Below are 16,370 nucleotides of genomic sequence, written 5' to 3'. Positions count from 1 at the left end.
TGTAAGAGCATAGGCTGGGTAGATCGCCACAGCCCATTGCACTTTGCAGGAGATTTTATGGAGATCATCGATTGCCCAGGATACTTTCTGTTTTGAGCTTGTCGCCCCCATAAGGGTTAAGTGTCCACCGGCGGATGATCCCATAATACCAATCCGTTCGGGGTCGAGATACTCTTTCTTCGCCTGATTGCGAACCATACGGATGGCCCGTTGTAAATCTTGCCACGCGGTGGTGTGCTTGGCTAAACCACCCTGCGGACGCGGAGTGCGGTATTTCATTGTCACCACTGTCATTCCTCTTTCATTAAGGTAGCGCCGGGCGGGTGCGACTTCGAAACTATCTGGATTATTTCCACCATAGCCTCCGCCTGAATAAATAATCTGTATAGCCTTGGTTGTTCGCTTCTTTGGGAAATGCCATTCGAGATAGGGCTGGCATTGCTTGGACTGTACATTGGGCATTCTCCCATTTGGCCAAATGGACTCCTTCCGGTATTTACCACGTGAATCGTCCTTTGCATAGCGTGACATCAAATCGACCTCCTTACCGAGACGCCCGTCAAAATTCATCTGTCGCATGAATTCGCAGACCCGATCGAGCCAATGATCGTAGGCGGTGCCTGTTTCTCCGTTATTCGGGTCCCCCATAAAGCCGTGTCCACGGTCGGCAAAGAGGTGAATCTCGGTCGGTATTTTCATTTTCCGAAGTTGACGATAAATCTCAGTTGAACCAAGAGGGGAATAAGGATCCGTTCCCCCATGAAAGAGAGCCATGGGACAAGTCTTGGCATCAAACTTAAATACATCAGTAAGTTTTGCATCGATTGCATCACCACTCCGGGTGTTTGGTCCGGTCAGACCATCTGATAGGGCATAAGCAACATAGATGGGTACTGCTAGGTTTACATGACAGGGAATCTCATCGACTGCATCCACCGGATCGTACGCCGGGGTGAGGGCACTTGTACTGAGCAACACGGTGAGGTGTCCACCAGCAGAGAATCCGAGGATACCTATTTTTTCGGGGTCGAAACCACGCTGCTTGGCAGACTGGCGAACCAAACGTACCGCCCGTTGTCCATCCTGCCAGCCACTTTGATAAATAGGTAATCCATGGGGCCTTGGAGTGCGGTAGGTCAGGCTGACGCACACATACCCAAGATCGGTAAACTTTTTTGCGACGCGATCAATCCACCGCCAGTCACAGCAGTTCTGGTAACCGCCACCTGAAATGAGTAACATACAGGCACCATTTTTTTCGGTCGGCGCATCGAACCATTCGATGTAGGGCATAGAATGCTCCTCGCGCTTAAAACCTTCCTTTTTTACCTCCTTGGTGGTGGCAGCAATTTGCTGGGGTTGGAAATTTGGAATGTTGCCTTCCGACCATAAGGATACCCGTTCTCCGGAACAGATGAGAGAGAAAAGAAGAAAGCAGCAACTTACAGTAAATTTATTTTTCATCGTATATATTTAATAATTAGCCGGTAATTATATCGAAAGTAATTCTGGTTGGAGGCTCAACATATTTTAACCAAATGGCGTGACAACGCATACTTTATGGCAACCGTTTTTCCAAGTCGATTGATTTATCGATGTCTGCCTGAAAGATTTTCTGAAACTCTTCGACCGACAATTTGCCACCTGGGTAAAGTAGGGGAGCCGTGTAGGCTCCACCCGTCCAGCACAGGTTACGCAGCTTCCGTTTACCTGGCCAGGTGCCTCCGTTGAGGATGGTTTTCGGTTCGGCGGGCAAGCGGTGCAGTCCTGCAACAATTTGCAGATCGGTGATTCCTTGCCAACTCGCAGGTACGGCAGGAATGCCTGTGGAGCGGGGTTTGAGATCAGATAGGTCAATGGTTATCTATTGATCTCCAAAAACATCAATTTCCCCAAAAAAGGTAGGACCGTGGACTTCAATCAATAGATAGCGAAAATATCCGATTTTTCCTTTCGAAGCAAAAATGGAACAAGCTTGTTGTGCGGGTCGATCAATATAATCCTTTACATCAAAAAAACTGTCGCTGTTTACCCGGGCTATTCTTTTCCACCCGGTATTGCTTAAGGGTATGCTGAGATCAGGTAATTCTTCGTTGCCGAGTCCATAAATCGTGAATTTTTGTGTGGCTCTGTTATTTGCTTTTTTAATTAATTGATGCTGATGCCAAGAGTAGGAATTGATTTTGTCGATGTTAATGGCCTTACCTAGGTCTATAAGTAAATTCCCAAATTTGCCTTTATTGTCTTTTTCTAAAAAAACAGACTCTTGGGGCGAATCCGGTTCGCTCTGACCTTTACCATCGAGCAGGGACAGAGGATTGACTTCCCAGTTTGACTGTTTGCGGAGTATTCCTTTCCCCACGATTACTTTTGCATTACCACGGGATGCATCGGCGTAATCATTATGACTTGGCGGTTGAATCGTGGGGAAAATAAACGATTTTGATTCATCCCCCGATTCCATTCGAGTTAAAATCTTCTGTTTGCCTGGTTCGACAAACATAGTTTCTCCCGCTTTTATAAGTCGGGGGGTATGTCCATGTTCTGCGATTAGGTTCACTTCCCCTTGAGTTACATCAAGCCGACTTAGCCCATCTGGGGCAACAGCAGCAGTAAACGCCGTACCCAAATCCACAAAGGTCGAGCTTGGTGTTTTTAGGGAAAATCCTTGAGAATCTTCAGTGTCTGCGATAACTGCTGCTCTTCCTAAGGTGAGAAAGGCTGAATTGGCTGTGTTGAGCTCAATGATTGCAGGTCCATTTAATTGGATTATGGCTCCGGTTTTAAAGTGTATGTCTGCGCTGCCAGATGATAATTCAATTCGGTCATTTGCCTGGAGAGTTCCTCCGGTAGAAACGTGTTGATTGGGGTCCATCCATCTGCAGTTTTCCAATTTTCCAAATTGTGCAATGGTTTGCAGGTTTGGTTTTTTAGAAGTGGAAGCAGAATAGAAAAGCCCAGTGTTGACAGTGAAAAGAAATACAAGCACAGCCGCGATTGATACCCATGAAGACCAATGAAAGAAAATACTCTTTTGATTTATCTCCAAATTTTCATTTTGTTTATTATTTAGGGTGTAGGGAAGGGCAGCATCGATTCGAGCGTAGGCTAAAAAATCCTTTCTAAGTTGATTGTCATTAAGCATCTTTTGCTCGAGTAATTGAATCTGCTCAGTAGTTGCCTGGGAATCAAGATAGAGCCTTATCAACTCTAATTCTTCACTCGAAGACTTCATACTAACCCCTCCTGTTTTTTTAAGTCTGCTTTGATACAATCAGCCAAAGCAATACGAATGCGATGTAACGCTTTGTATAGTGACATTGGAGTTCTACCAATTCTCTCCGCCATCTTATCGATCCTTGTTCCTTGGGAATAAGCTTCTTGAATGAGAATTCTTTGTTTTCCGGGTAATTTGGAAATGCATTTTTCCAATGCTTTCTCTTCCAAATCAAAATGGTCTGATTCATCTTCAGCATCCTTTGCCAATTTTATGACCAGTTCTTCACTAAAAACATGGCGATCCCGTGCCTTATCCCTCCTGTAGGAGAGAGCTTCAAACCGGGCAACTCCAAATGCCCAGCGCCTGAAATTTTTGGGAGAATCCAATTGATCAAATTTTCGCCAAAGCACTGCAGCCGTTCCTTGCATTACTTCTTTGGCGTCTTCTAAAGTGGGAACAAGAGAGCGTACAAAACCTCGTAATGAACTTTCTGTTTCAACATAAAGACGCAGGAATTGATCGTGCTTCTCTTTTTCTTGGGGGTTCATTCTAATTAAAACACTCCATCAGAATAAACTTTTGCCGAGAAATTTTAGATTGCTATTCCCAGCCTTTCATAAAAGCAACAATATCAGCCACATCTTGGGCCGAAAGAGCTAGTTGTTCGGCAGAGAGCATCAGAGATCGTTTCATTCGTTTAGAGCTTTTAACCTTCGACTGGGGAACCATTTGAGTAAGCCCGCCTTGAGAAAGAACAATAGCGGGATCACCCCGAGACTCAGTTATTCCATGAAGGGTAGTTCCATCCTTGAGTATGTATTCTGTCCCTTGAAATCCGTGGGCAATTCCCTGAGAAGGATTAACAATCGCGTGGATGATTGCGGTAGTGGATTGCTTGGCGGCCCACCCTTCAAGGCGTGGTCCGTAATTTGCACCTATGCCGTTCACTTCGTGGCACATCGTGCATCGCATGATACTGGTCTTTCCTTTTACTGGATCTCCCCTGAGCTTTGCGATATTTTCCACCTTAAGACTTGATTTTTGAGGGGGCTCTGGAGTGCTCATGGGAACAAGTTGAATATTGTCCGGGTCGTAAATTCCGGAACTTTTGAGTCTTTTATTCAAGTCATATTGGTTCCACGCGGTAATACTTCGTTTTAAAATCCATTGAGTAATCGCATTTTTAATTCTGGTATCTTTTTCACTTTTACCCAGAGTAAATAGAGCATCGGGAGCCAGGGGGTGATTGATGAAAGCGATCGATTCAATCGCAAAAAGCCTCTCTTCCATCGCGAGCTTCTGATTCTGAACTCTGGATGTTAAGTCTGTCAGTGCTTCTTTGGTGCCAAGACGCCAAGTGATTCGGGCAAAAGCTTCATCCCATTTTGTGGAGTTTTGAAAACCAAGATTATCTCGCAGGTAAATCCAGAGGGCACTTTCTTTTCCGCCAGCACCCAATCCAATGGATTCGACATAATTTTTATCCTGACCGTCATACCTTTTAGCTACTTCCAGCAAGACTGGGTTTGCCTGTTCTGCAGAGAAGGCTCTCATGGAGAGTGCCACATCCCGACGGACTCCAGCAGATGAGTCCTTGGCCATTTTTTCAGCATAAGGAAAAAGCTTTTGCTCTGACCTACGAAGACTTCTGTAAGCCACGAGTCGATACACAGATTTTTTTGAATCCAAAAGCTTATGGACTTCTTTTAATCCTTGATTACCAAGGTAGGGAAGTAACCAGATGCCTCGTGCCGCAATATAGGGATTTTTATGATTAAGCAGAACGGATACTTTCTTGTATGCTTTCGCTCCCTGTTTTTGCAAAGCGAGAAAACCCAGGTGCCTAACATTGGGGGTGGGGCTGAGTAAGGCTTTGATTTGACCATCTATGGAGTCCAAGTTCAATTCAGGAATTGAGGGAGCAAAGTTCTTAGGGGCAATTCGGTAGATGGCTCCTGAAGAAGATTCATCCCGGGTGGCGTGTCCACCAGATCCCGGGTCGTACCAATCCGCAACATAGACCGCACCGTCCGGTCCAATCGCTACATCGGATGGTCTAAAGTGAACCCGTTCATCCCGATCCTCATCACTAACGGAAGGTGAAGTGGAGCGGGTACTTACAAAGTTGAAGCGATTCATTGAATAAGTTGCACCTTGAGGTTTGGGTTTGTACCCAAAAACTGTGTTCCGGGAAGCTTCACCAGAGAGGTAGGTACCGATCCATTTATCTCCCAAAGATCCATTTTCATAAAAAGTTACTCCAGTTGGTCCACCAGATCCATACACATCACCGGCATCAAATGTTCCGGGGTCGTCCTGTCGCCAATGAGCACGCGGAATTGCTTGGCCAGGTCGTTTGTCTGCTTGCCATTTATGCTGCCCGTCCAGGGAATAATAACCGGCAGACCCGAATTCTAAAACATAAGAATTTCGACAACTTGAATAATCATCGTTATCGCTTTGGTACATATCACCCAAAGAATTGACCACCTGTTCGTAGCTGTTTCGATAGCCATGTCCAATAATTTCCGCCTGGGTGCCATTTGGGTTCATGCGAACACTGAAACCGGAAGTCCACACATATCCATCATCACTCTTTGCACCTTTGAGCTCATGGGTTGGAGTATAAAAATATTTCTCGCTGGCTCCGCCCCGATAGTTGGTGTTCATTCGAAAGGTCTTGCCTGAATTATCGGTAAATATCGCTCCACAATTCCCGCTGTTAAAATACCATTTTCCATCTGGTCCTGAGGTTACTGAATGGAGAGAATGATCATGTTGGCGTCCGTTAAAACCGGTGAGTAGAACTTCTTTTTTGTCGACCTTTGGGTCAAACTTCAGATCCCGATTGATATCGGTATAAACGACAATGTCAGGCGGTTGAGAAATAACTATTTGGTTATCAAAAACAGAAATACCCAGAGGCGACTCCAAATATGGGTCTTGAAGAAAGACTTTGGACTGGTCGGCTATGCCGTCGTTGTCAGAATCTATCAAGACTACTATCCGGTCACCCGCGTTTCGGCGAATGCCTAGTTTTTCCCGATAGTTTACCCCCTCGGTTATCCAAATTCTACCGTATGGGTCGATGTCCATATTCGTTGGATTATACAACATTGGGCTTTTTGCCCACATGGTTACCTTTAATGTTGGGTCCACAGTAAATTTATCAACGCTAACATGATTTGATTTACTTGATGGGGGCCATGCCATGACTGACTTTTTAGGAGGTGCTGAAAAAGCAATACCTGCACTCAAACCAGTAAGCAAAAGGAAGGGGATAAAATGTTTCATTCGGAAGTGGAGCAGGGATTTATTTTTTCTTAGGTTTTTTGGGAGCCCGCGGGGGCATTCTTCCATCCGGTCCAAGAATCGGTTTTTTTCCTGGTTCCTGCGTTAACAAATCGGGAGTGGGCAATTCAATTTCCTCCGGAAAGTCTGGACGGTTTAAATTTTGATTGAGCATGGCCTTGGTAACTTTTTGTGAGGGAACTCCACCTTGTGGCACATCCATACGGGCAACCCAGGCAATGGTATTAAGAATGAGTTTCCGATAGTTATCGAGTGCCCAGTTTCGATGATAATGCCCACCAACGAATCCGGCTCCTCTTGCTCCTTTTTCAGGATCTGAACACCAGAGTAATGCTTGGGGAGTACCCAGCTTTTCTTCTGCCTGTTTGTTCCAAAACTTAGAACTGCCATAACGAATCATATTTTTTTCAGTCGGGACTGCAGTGGCAAGGGGATAGCAGTGCTTACATTTTTCGGGGTCAGGAAAATTTAAATTCCAGTAAAATTCATCGTATGCGGTAAGTGAGCCCACCCCTCGGCCAACAGGGTGACCTTTTTGGGGTTGGATTTTCGCTACCCAGGATGGATTGACGGAAAAATCATCATCAAAGTATCCTCCGATCCAATCACGATAATATTTCTCCGCCACTTCTTTAGTGGGATGAACACCATAGTGCATAAACATAATCCCCATACCGGCTTTTACTTTCCTGTCTAAGAATGCATACTTTTGGCCAAACTCTCCTCCGCCGTCTGCATAGATAATGCAGGCATCGACATCATTAAAGATAGTTTCATCTTCCGGCCATCCGTACCAGTGGACTTTAGTCTGAACAGGGAGTCCACTTTTATTAAGTGCGTCAGCAAGTAAAATGGAACCCGCCTTGTATTCATGAAATCCATGACGGTGCTTGGTGTCCCCGGCTATAAAGAGAATATTTTTTGTATCCTTTTGAGGATGATCTTTGGCCTGAGTGGGTAGGGTGCAACATAGCACTATCACCACAAGTGAACTTGAATATTTAGTAATAAAGGAGAGGGCACGAATGAGAGAATTCATACAAACAGATCAACAAGATTACCCATAGAAGGCAATCCAAAGGAAGCGTTTAGGCTTCCTTAGATGGAAGAAGCCGAGGACCTTGGAAAGGTATTCCGAAAAGCGGGCAAGTTTAGATCGTAGGGGAAATCTTCGATAATCCAAAGATTGCGAAATGATACGCCGGTTCCCTTATGGTCCTGTATCATAAGAGGTCTTTTACCATGTTTCTTGTAGGGTCCTCCCACTTCTCCATACACCCATGTGTCATTATGGATTAAAATTCCATTATGAAATGCGGTGACACGGAGCGGCTGATCCACATTTCCCTTATCGGAAAAAACGGGAGCTTTCATGAGAATATCATAGGATTGCCACTCTCCAGGCTTACGGGAAGAGTTTACGCGGGGAGGGTGCTGTCCATAAATGGAACCGCATGTTCCGTCTGCAAAGGTTGGATTTTGAAAGCTGTTGACCACCTGCATTTCATAGCCTGACATGAGAAAGATTCCCGAATTTCCATAAAGTTGTCCTTTCCAGTCTGGGTTATCCGATTGATCAAACCGAAATTCCAAATGGATTCGTGCATCTCCGTAAGCCTTTACTGTGGAGTTATTCCCTTTCCCTCGGGGCATAACCCCATTTTTATCTAATACCCAGTTCGGGTTTGTCCATTGAGTGGAGTCCAATTGGGTAGCTTCTTTGGGTGCGGGAATAGCACATTTATCAGCAGATAGCGGAGCAACCACAGGGGGGAGTGGACGGTTTTTATCGTTTCGATTCCAGCTCGATCCAGCAAGAGACCAACCCACATTTCTTCCGGATTTGGGTTCACGGACTGGGCGTAATTGATTTAAGGTGTAGTAGATGGTATCAAAATCCAGCATTTCGGCTTCTGTGTTTCTTTGCTCGGTAAAAGTAATAGCGTAGATTTTCTTTTTGCTTAAAGGAACATCAAATGTGACCGTTTTACGGTCCTTAGAAAGTTGATAATTACTCACTTTTAACTCCTGTTGGTCAACTGGGGGAGATCCATAGGTACTATAGTAATGATATCCCCAACTGGAAACTTTTGGAGTCACCTTCTTTCCAATCCGTTCGGTGAAGCGAACAGAGAATCCAGTCTTGGTGAGGCTTGCTGAATGAATGGCAAAAGGTGTGGTTTTCTTGTCCCACTCCACATATTGAATTGCGGTACGCTTACCTCCCTTACTAAACCAGCCTCTGCCCACTTGGGCAGACCAAAGACGACCTTGTGAATCGAAGGACATTTTGACTGGGCCACTTTCCAAGCCACGGAGAAAATCGATGCACCAGCCTTGGTATTCTCCGTTAATTTTCTCAACACCGCTTCGAAAATAATTGGATTGCCTTTGGTCACCTATAAACATTTGTCCCTTGAAGGGTCCAAATTTACCATTCGTAGTATCCCAGATTGGACTGCCGGGAGAATTGGCAATTTCCTCGCGTACTAACCAAACTGCAGGAGGGGTACGAATCTTCTCAAAATCCTCAGCTTTCATGGAGAGGACTTTTTCTTTGGTGAAATCAGGACGAGCTGGCAGGGATGCAGGGTGACCATAAAAATTACCTTCCCGTACATGATAGAGGACACAATCAGCAACCCAGTCACCCTGGTTATCAGTAATAAAAAGTTCATCCTCGGGGCTCATTCCGATTCCACACGGCGAGCGAAATCCACCGGCAAGAGGTTGGAAATGGCCTTTCCGGTCGGAGCGGTAAACCCAGCCTCGCCAGGGTGCGTTGTAGGACATATTCCCTCCACCTTTCCCAAATGGTTTGCCATCCGGTACAGTAAACTCGCCTCGGGCCGCCAGATTAAGCGATGCATATTTTCTGCCTAATGAATCAACAACCGGGCCGAAATGATATTCATGGTATTCTCCGGATATTCCAAATGCATCGGTTATACACTCGTAACGATCGCAAACCCCGTCTTTATCGAGATCAATCAGTCTGGTTAACTCAGGTTTTTGTCCTACATAGTAAGCATCTTCTTTTTCGTCGAAATAGATTCCATTTGGTTCCATCAAGTTTTCGGCAAACTTTGTCCACACCTCTCCCTTCCGTTCCCACACTTCACCTTCCCATGTGCAAATCGCAAGTGTACCATCAGGTTTGTGACATAATCCAAGAACCGAAACTGAACCACGGGGTAGGGAAATAGATTGGATTTTATATCCATCAGGTATCTGTGCAGATAAAATTGAGAAACTGAATAAAAGAAGGAGTGCAGAAAGTATGTTCATCGATTTAAAAATAAATTAGAAAGAGAGTTTGTAGGAATTTTTTCCATCCGGGCTAATGCTGAATTTCTTCTGTTGCCCGTCCACAAGGGTGGCGATTGTTACCGAGTCTCCAGAGGTTTCATAATGTAAAAGATTAAAACGATCACCTTCCAGTACCGTCTTTGCGATACCGGTTAATTCTATTCCTTTAACTTCAGATTTTTTTTGACTTCGACTGTCCAGAGAGGGGGTTTGATTAATAAATGCCGATTCCCAACCTTTAATAATTTTACCGCTTGCGGAGTCATAGGCCAATAAGACTTGATTGGGCAAAAGTAGAAGCAATGTTCTTGGGGGTAAGCCATCAATCCATTTTCGAATGACTTTTGCTTTTTCGCCTGAACGAACAACTTTGGGAACGCTTCCCTCTAAACTTTTCCCCGTCAGCATCCAATGTTTACCGTTCAATTTTTGCAACCTGACTCCGAACCTCATGGAATGGGAAGTGGGTTCTTCATGAAGGATTTCCAAGTCATGGATGCCTGCCGATAATTCAAATTCATTAGTAAAGTAGGTATCACTCTTTTTTTTATCATTGCTGTAGTGAACTTCTTTCCCGTTCACCCAAATCGATGTTCGGCCTTTGCCATTAACATTAAAACGATACTTCCCGGGAGTCTTTATAAACAGTTTAGACTGACCACGTAGAACCCCGTCAAACATTCTATCCACATAATAGAAGTTTTCCGGCAATCGGGTTTGGGAAGTTGATTCAATCGAATCAAAAAGGTCGGGGTGTAATCTTTTTCCTACAAAATAGTCCCGAGCATAAGTCGAGCGGAGTGTTTGCCGGTTTCCTTCCTGTTTATCAATAATAAATTCGGTGAGCGAATGGAGATCATTTTCAGGATAGACTAATTCGTAAGCGATCATTTCAGTACCGGCTACCCCCTTGGCTATGCTGCGGTATACAGCATCGTAGGAATCCCCATTTTTCCAGTATGAATCCACCAAGTTTGGGCCAATTCCACCGTCTAATTTGGGTCCATGGCAATTAAAGCAAATTTGATTATAGACTTCCTGTCCGCGTTTCATATCAGCAAAGCCAATATAAAGTCCAAAATTGAAAATGATGAGGTACTTGAAAAGGTAAAATTTCATTACGCTAAAAAAGGATTTTATTTATTGGGAGTTCTTGTGAAGGTGATCCCGAAATAATCGAGAGTGGAGAAGGTTATAATGATGGCAATCTATATTACACTCCGAAATTTCAAAGACTTGCCAATTAAAGTTATTTAAAAACATAAAAAAAATTCGACACTCCCCATTTAAAAATGAAGAGTTATGTATGAAAAGAAGAGAATTTTTGACCACAAGTTCAGGTGCATTATGTTTTTCTCATCTGGTAAGGGCTGAAGAACACTCCTTTAAGGGGAAAATTAAAAAGGCGGTTAAATTCGGGACTAAACCCAATGAAAAACAAATGCAAAAGTTGAAGGATTTAGGCTTTGATGGCATTGAGGGATCTGGACCAGGGCTTCAAATCGAGCCAATGAAAATGGCCTGTTCGAAATTTAAGCTGCCTATGCATGGGGTGGTTTACAATAAACATTGGAAGGTTAGGTTGTCCGATCCAAATCCGGAGGTTCGCGAAAAAAGCAGAATCGGGCTAGCACAGGCCATGCGAGAGGCAAAGGGAGTCGGTGGAACATCTGTGCTTTTGGTACCTGGTCGAGTTAAGGGCGATCAAGAAACTCATCAACATGTCTGGGACCGGTCCATTGAACAAATTCGTAAATTGATTCCTTTGGCAAGCGAGCTAAAGATACATATTTTGATTGAAACTGTTTGGAACGGATTTTGTTACAAACCAGAGCAGTTTCGTGATTATATCGATGCCATTAACAGTCCTTGGGTTCAGGCATATTATGACATTGGAAATATGCAAAAATATGGACCCAGTTACAAGTGGATCCGAATATTAGGAAAACGCACATTGAAATTGGATGTAAAAGATTGGGGGTCCAAGAATGGATTCTGTCCCCTCGGGCAGGGAGATGTGGATTGGAAAAAAGTCCGCCACGAACTTGAGCAAATAGACTTTAAAGGTTGGGCAACCCGAGAGGGAAATGATGGAGGAGTCGAGAATACTGCCCGTTTGATGAATGAATTACTTGCTTTGTGATTATCGCATAACAAGGGGAGAGCAACTCTACATCGTTGCCTTTTTGCCCACACATGAAGAACCAATTGAAAGTGAACGGCGTTGAGAACACCGATTCAATAATGCTTAAAATGGAGCAACCTCTACCACAATACCATCCAAAGAATCACTCATTTCCACCTGACAGCTGAGGCGACTGCGTTCATCAGTCCCCTCTTCAATATCAAACAGATCCTGTTCGGCTTCAGTGGCTCTCCCGGTTTTCCCCAGCCAATCTGGATGCACGCGAACATGGCATGTTCCGCAGGAACAGCAACCGCCACATGCTCCCAAAATTCCTTCGACATCATTTTCACGGGCAATTTCCATTAGGTTGCCGGTTGCATCTTGTGCCACCACTTCGTTTCCGTCCTCAGTTATAAAAGTCACTTTCGACATGTTCAATTTGTTTTAAGATAATAAAAGATTTAATTAAATTCGCGGACAGCCAATGAATCAAATTCAAAAACAAAATAAATGCGTTAGTAGTTTCTATTCAACAGGAATGGCAAACTTGGCGAATTTTTCTTTTGCTTTAGAGAGAGTGGGATAATCTGGGGTTTCAGGGTGACTGACTAGAAAACTATTTTCATCAATCAGGTTAAGAAAGCAGTGAGTGGTTCCTTTTGGAAGTGTGAAACTTACACCTTTTGATGAATTTTTGGGAGCAACTATTCTGAACCACTCTTCGTACTGCTGATTACCGTTGAGGGTATAAATCAAGTCAGCACGAATGACTTTTGCCCCTTTTTCTCGAAATTTAAAATGAATGGTCTGTCCATCTATTTTGTGTGAGATGTCTTGGGGAACTTTAAGTTTTTCGGGCCCAACATGCCGTGCGTGAGGATTATAGTAGGGAAAACTTGCCTTCATTTCTTTGAGCTCAGCTGATAATTTATCATCAAGTTCTTTTGTAAGTTCCGGAAAATCATCTGCGAGATTATTGGCTTCCTCAATATCACCTCGGATTTGTTTGCCATTATCTTGCCTGTAAAGCTTGTAGAGTTCCCGCTCAGGATTTTTTGGGTGGAATTTGTGATCGTAGTTACGGACGAGTTTGAATCCTTTTACCCGAATGGAACTTTCAAAAGCCGCACTATTAGGAAAATGCCAAACCATAGAATCCCGTGTCTTGCCGTTTTTACCTTTTATTAAATTTGAATCTGTCGGATTATTCAGGAGCAAGTCTTTTAAGTCAGCTCCATCCAAGTTTTTTCCATCCGGTTTAGGGGTTCCGGTCAAGGTCAGGAGAGTGGGATAAAAATCCAGGCCGTTTACCATTACATCAGATTCAATTCCCTCTTTGATACCCGGGCCAGTTATAATTAATGGTACCCGTGTACCTCCTTCCATTAGTGAAATCTTTCCCTTATCCAAGGGATAATTATCAGTGATAACCTCCCTCGGGTGTCCTTCCATACCTCCATTGTCGGAGGTAAAAATGACATATGTATTCTCAACGAGCTTATGTCCAGGCCACCGTGGATCTTCTGTGTTGTTCAAGTAGTTAAAAACTTTACCCATGTAATAATCAAGTTCTTCCACCATGGCGCAATAGAATGGATTATTTTGTCCTTTCTTTGTCCAGCCTTGGTTGTCCGCTGGTCTTTCCACTCCAAGTTTCTTGCAGTATTTTTCAAGGAGCTTTTCAGAACGAGTGTGAATGGGTGTGTGTACGAGCCAAGTGGCGTAGTACAGGAAGAAAGGTTTGTCGTGGTTCTCCTTCAAAAAGGTGATGGCATCCTCACTGGTTTGATGGTAGGGATAGCCATTTTCGTCTAACTTGAATGGGTCTTTTGCTCGAGTGGAGGCAAACCCTTCAACTCGGCTGGGCATACCTGATCTCGCCCCACGGCTGCTTCTCGTCCAGTCAAAGCCTTGGTCTTCAGGTTGAGGAAAAGCTTTGTGGTCGATGGCCATGTGCCATTTTCCAGAATGCCCAGTTACATATCCATTTTGTTGTAAAACTCGGGCGATTGTCATTTCGTTTTCGGGCATTCTGCCACTGTACCAGGGGGCGATCATGGTCCAGCCGAATTTATGATTTGGGGTGGGTGGTGCTCCTCCCACCACATGGGTCTTTTGAGCCCGGGCAGGATGGTTTCCGCTCATGATTGCACAGCGAGAAGGCGCACAGGTGGGAGCTGGTGAGTAGGCTTGCCAAAACTTTACTCCTCTTTCAGCAAGGCTGTCGATATTGGGAGTTTCCATAGGGGAGGGCTCATCAATGTCATAGCATTTTACATCCTGCCAGCCGAGGTCGTCGGTAAGGATTAAGACTACATTGGGTTTAGATGGCCGTCCCTTGGCAATTATTGCAATGGGTAACAAGATAATCAATAAAGCGGTGGACAAAATTTTCATGGAGGAAGAAATGGTTGAGTTAGACTTTTAGTGTAGGGAGGAGACTTGAAAGTTAGGAAAGTAAGAAAAAACAGATAACAGAAATTACAACTGCTCCGAGAATATTCAATACCAGACCTTCGCGGGCCATTTTACCCACGGTAATTTCACCGGTGCCAAAAACCACTGCATTGGGAATCGTTGCAACAGGTAGCATGAAGGCACAACTTGCACTCATCGCCGCAGGTATCATTAAAAGGATTGGATCTAAATTCGAAGCAGTTGCGGCGGCTCCGAGTATGGGCATGAGTACATTAGTCGTTGCTGTATTGCTGGTCATTTCTGTGAGAAAGGTCACTAGAAGACAGATTCCAAGCAGTAATCCGAAAAGAGGGAGGTTCTCAATACCCGAAAACACGCTGGCAATGGATGCACTGAGACCGGACTGCTTGAAAGCTTCCCCTAAACAAAGCCCAGCACCAACCAATACCAACATTCCCCAGGGGATTTGGTTGGCAGTCTTCCAGTCAAGGAGGCGATCTCCTTTACCATCACCACTGGGCAGGCAGAAAAGTACTATTACGGCTAAGAAGGCAACACTGGCATCATTGGCATTGGGCAGATCCAACCAGGTTTTCCATCCACCAAAAGGTTCAGATCGGGTGATCCATGCAAGCGCGGTCAGGCCAAAAACAAGGAGTGTTCGGACTTCAGCCACTCGCCAATTTCCCGGATGAGGGAGTGAGATTTCCTTATTGCCGGTGATTCCACGGGATAACCAAAGCCAGATAACAAGGACCATGACGATCGTGACTGGTATTCCAAATTTCATCCATTCACTAAATGAGAGTTCCGGGTATCCCAGGTCAGAATAAGCGCCTATCATTACAAGATTGGGAGGAGTTCCAATCGGGGTTCCAATACCTCCGACATTGGCGGCAAAAGCGATACCCAGAAGTAAAGGAATGGTCAATTGGTGATTACGACTTCCCTGTATTACGGCAAGAGCCATGGGTAACATCATCAATGTAGTGGCCGTGTTTGAAATCCACATGCTTAGAAAAGCCGTCGCGATCATAAACCCGAGAATAAGAAATTTTTCGCCGCTCGGACAGGCATTGACCATCATTAGGGCAATTCTTTTGTGGGCTCCACTTTTTTCCATCGCTTTGGAAAGAAGAAAACCACCAAAGAGAAGAAGGACAAGTGGGTGTCCGTATTTTTCTCCCACAACTTTTGGACTTAAAACTCCAAAGAGAGGCAGTAGGGAAAGAGGAAGGAGAGAAGCGACTGGAATCGGGACGGCTTCGAATATCCACCAGAGTGCTGTCCAAATCGCGATCCCAAGTGTGATGGCTGCTTCGGTGTCCATCTCACCAAATTGATGAAAAAACCAACTTGTTAGAATTGCAAGTACCGGGGAGGTCAAAAGCATTGGATTACTTCCTTTCGAATCCTGTGAGTCTGATAAACTTTTCTCCTTATTGGACATTTCAATCTTATTAGAACAAATCCCCTTTTAGATTCCGATTTTATTTTACGCACAAATCGAAGTGGTAAAGGATAAGATCATGAAGTTTGTCATTTTACTTTCTCTGATCATGAGTTTCATTTTTTCTTTGGGTGCTAAATCCCGTCCCAATGTAATTGTCGTGTTGGTTGATGATATGGGGTATTCTGATCTTGGATCATTTGGCGGAGAAGTCAGAACTCCCCACTTGGATCGTTTAGCAAAAAACGGGTTACGATTTACTCAAAATTATAATTCTGCTCGTTGCTGTCCATCCCGGGCTTCTTTGCTTACCGGGCTTTATTCCCACCAAGCCGGGATTGCAAATTTTACGGGTCGGGATTCGACGGATCGCTTGGGCCCTGCTTACCTTGGGAAACTGAACAAGCAATGTATGACCTTAGCTGAGGTTCTAAAAGGAGTGGGCTACTCGACCTATGGAGTGGGGAAGTGGCATGTTGGCCAAGAGGAGCTGCCTACAGAGCGTGGATTTGACGAATACTATGGATATATCC

13 protein-coding genes are annotated in these 16,370 nt (G+C 44.5%); 2 read left to right on the top strand and 11 right to left on the bottom strand.

Annotation, left to right across the window (positions count from 1 at the left end):
• From ACKPQ5_RS01100 to ACKPQ5_RS01065, 8 genes are all read right to left on the bottom strand, one after another.
• On the bottom strand, positions 1–1,464 hold a 1,464-nt coding region (locus ACKPQ5_RS01100), incomplete at its 3' end, for an alpha/beta hydrolase (RefSeq protein ID WP_407677243.1).
• 66 nt (positions 1,465–1,530) lie between these two features.
• Positions 1,531–1,857 carry a hypothetical protein gene (locus tag ACKPQ5_RS01095; RefSeq protein ID WP_407677242.1) on the bottom strand — a complete coding sequence of 109 codons (327 nt, stop codon included), beginning with the start codon at positions 1,855–1,857 and terminating at the stop codon, positions 1,531–1,533.
• Positions 1,858–1,864: 7 nt separating this feature from the next.
• The gene (locus tag ACKPQ5_RS01090; protein WP_407677241.1) at positions 1,865–3,235 is read right to left on the bottom strand and encodes a hypothetical protein; all 1,371 of its coding nucleotides are present in this window, start codon (positions 3,233–3,235) and stop codon (positions 1,865–1,867) included.
• Positions 3,232–3,768: a sigma-70 family RNA polymerase sigma factor gene (locus tag ACKPQ5_RS01085; RefSeq protein WP_407677240.1), complete on the bottom strand. Its 537-nt coding sequence runs from the start codon at positions 3,766–3,768 to the stop codon at positions 3,232–3,234. The genes ACKPQ5_RS01090 and ACKPQ5_RS01085 overlap by 4 nt, the downstream gene beginning before the upstream one ends.
• A gap of 52 nt (positions 3,769–3,820) precedes the next feature.
• Positions 3,821–6,514 (bottom strand): PVC-type heme-binding CxxCH protein, encoded by a 2,694-nt coding sequence (locus ACKPQ5_RS01080; RefSeq protein WP_407677239.1) that lies wholly within the window; start codon positions 6,512–6,514, stop codon positions 3,821–3,823.
• Between the two features lie 19 nt (positions 6,515–6,533).
• Positions 6,534–7,571 (bottom strand): ThuA domain-containing protein, encoded by a 1,038-nt coding sequence (locus ACKPQ5_RS01075; protein ID WP_407677238.1) that lies wholly within the window; start codon positions 7,569–7,571, stop codon positions 6,534–6,536.
• A 59-nt stretch (positions 7,572–7,630) separates the two neighbouring features.
• On the bottom strand, positions 7,631–9,820 hold the full coding sequence (locus ACKPQ5_RS01070) for a family 16 glycoside hydrolase (RefSeq protein WP_407677237.1): 2,190 nt from the start codon (positions 9,818–9,820) through the stop codon (positions 7,631–7,633).
• A 15-nt stretch (positions 9,821–9,835) separates the two neighbouring features.
• Positions 9,836–10,960 (bottom strand): c-type cytochrome, encoded by a 1,125-nt coding sequence (locus tag ACKPQ5_RS01065; RefSeq protein WP_407677236.1) that lies wholly within the window; start codon positions 10,958–10,960, stop codon positions 9,836–9,838.
• 187 nt (positions 10,961–11,147) lie between these two features.
• On the opposite strand from ACKPQ5_RS01065, the gene ACKPQ5_RS01060 reads away from it, so the two are divergent.
• A complete protein-coding gene (locus ACKPQ5_RS01060; protein WP_407677235.1) occupies positions 11,148–11,984 on the top strand; it encodes a sugar phosphate isomerase/epimerase family protein in 837 nt (278 codons plus the stop codon).
• A 105-nt stretch (positions 11,985–12,089) separates the two neighbouring features.
• On the opposite strand, the gene ACKPQ5_RS01055 is transcribed toward ACKPQ5_RS01060, so the two are convergent.
• The 3 genes from ACKPQ5_RS01055 to ACKPQ5_RS01045 all read right to left on the bottom strand — a co-directional run bounded on the left by ACKPQ5_RS01055 (position 12,090) and on the right by ACKPQ5_RS01045 (position 15,837).
• Positions 12,090–12,401: a 2Fe-2S iron-sulfur cluster-binding protein gene (locus ACKPQ5_RS01055; protein ID WP_407677234.1), complete on the bottom strand. Its 312-nt coding sequence runs from the start codon at positions 12,399–12,401 to the stop codon at positions 12,090–12,092.
• Between the two features lie 93 nt (positions 12,402–12,494).
• A complete protein-coding gene (locus ACKPQ5_RS01050; RefSeq protein WP_407677233.1) occupies positions 12,495–14,366 on the bottom strand; it encodes a sulfatase in 1,872 nt (623 codons plus the stop codon).
• Between the two features lie 52 nt (positions 14,367–14,418).
• Positions 14,419–15,837: an SLC13 family permease gene (locus ACKPQ5_RS01045; RefSeq protein ID WP_407677232.1), complete on the bottom strand. Its 1,419-nt coding sequence runs from the start codon at positions 15,835–15,837 to the stop codon at positions 14,419–14,421.
• A gap of 109 nt (positions 15,838–15,946) precedes the next feature.
• On the opposite strand from ACKPQ5_RS01045, the gene ACKPQ5_RS01040 reads away from it, so the two are divergent.
• Positions 15,947–16,370: sulfatase-like hydrolase/transferase (locus ACKPQ5_RS01040; protein WP_407677231.1), on the top strand; the 424-nt coding region annotated here is incomplete at its 3' end.

The sequence above is a fragment of the Candidatus Seribacter sulfatis genome, from assembly GCF_964187635.1.
Taxonomy (GTDB): domain Bacteria; phylum Verrucomicrobiota; class Verrucomicrobiia; order Opitutales; family Seribacteraceae; genus Seribacter; species Seribacter sulfatis.
This window is presented reverse-complemented; position numbering and strand designations above follow the sequence as displayed.

Coding starts and splice junctions, on each gene's coding strand:
- ACKPQ5_RS01080 (WP_407677239.1), bottom strand. CDS start 6,514: ATGAAACATTTTATCCCCTTCCTTTTGCTTACTGGTTTGAGTGCAGGT.
- ACKPQ5_RS01090 (WP_407677241.1), bottom strand. CDS start 3,235: ATGAAGTCTTCGAGTGAAGAATTAGAGTTGATAAGGCTCTATCTTGAT.
- ACKPQ5_RS01055 (WP_407677234.1), bottom strand. CDS start 12,401: ATGTCGAAAGTGACTTTTATAACTGAGGACGGAAACGAAGTGGTGGCA.
- ACKPQ5_RS01070 (WP_407677237.1), bottom strand. CDS start 9,820: ATGAACATACTTTCTGCACTCCTTCTTTTATTCAGTTTCTCAATTTTA.
- ACKPQ5_RS01085 (WP_407677240.1), bottom strand. CDS start 3,768: ATGAACCCCCAAGAAAAAGAGAAGCACGATCAATTCCTGCGTCTTTAT.
- ACKPQ5_RS01060 (WP_407677235.1), top strand. CDS start 11,148: ATGAAAAGAAGAGAATTTTTGACCACAAGTTCAGGTGCATTATGTTTT.
- ACKPQ5_RS01075 (WP_407677238.1), bottom strand. CDS start 7,571: ATGAATTCTCTCATTCGTGCCCTCTCCTTTATTACTAAATATTCAAGT.
- ACKPQ5_RS01065 (WP_407677236.1), bottom strand. CDS start 10,960: ATGAAATTTTACCTTTTCAAGTACCTCATCATTTTCAATTTTGGACTT.
- ACKPQ5_RS01045 (WP_407677232.1), bottom strand. CDS start 15,837: ATGTCCAATAAGGAGAAAAGTTTATCAGACTCACAGGATTCGAAAGGA.
- ACKPQ5_RS01050 (WP_407677233.1), bottom strand. CDS start 14,366: ATGAAAATTTTGTCCACCGCTTTATTGATTATCTTGTTACCCATTGCA.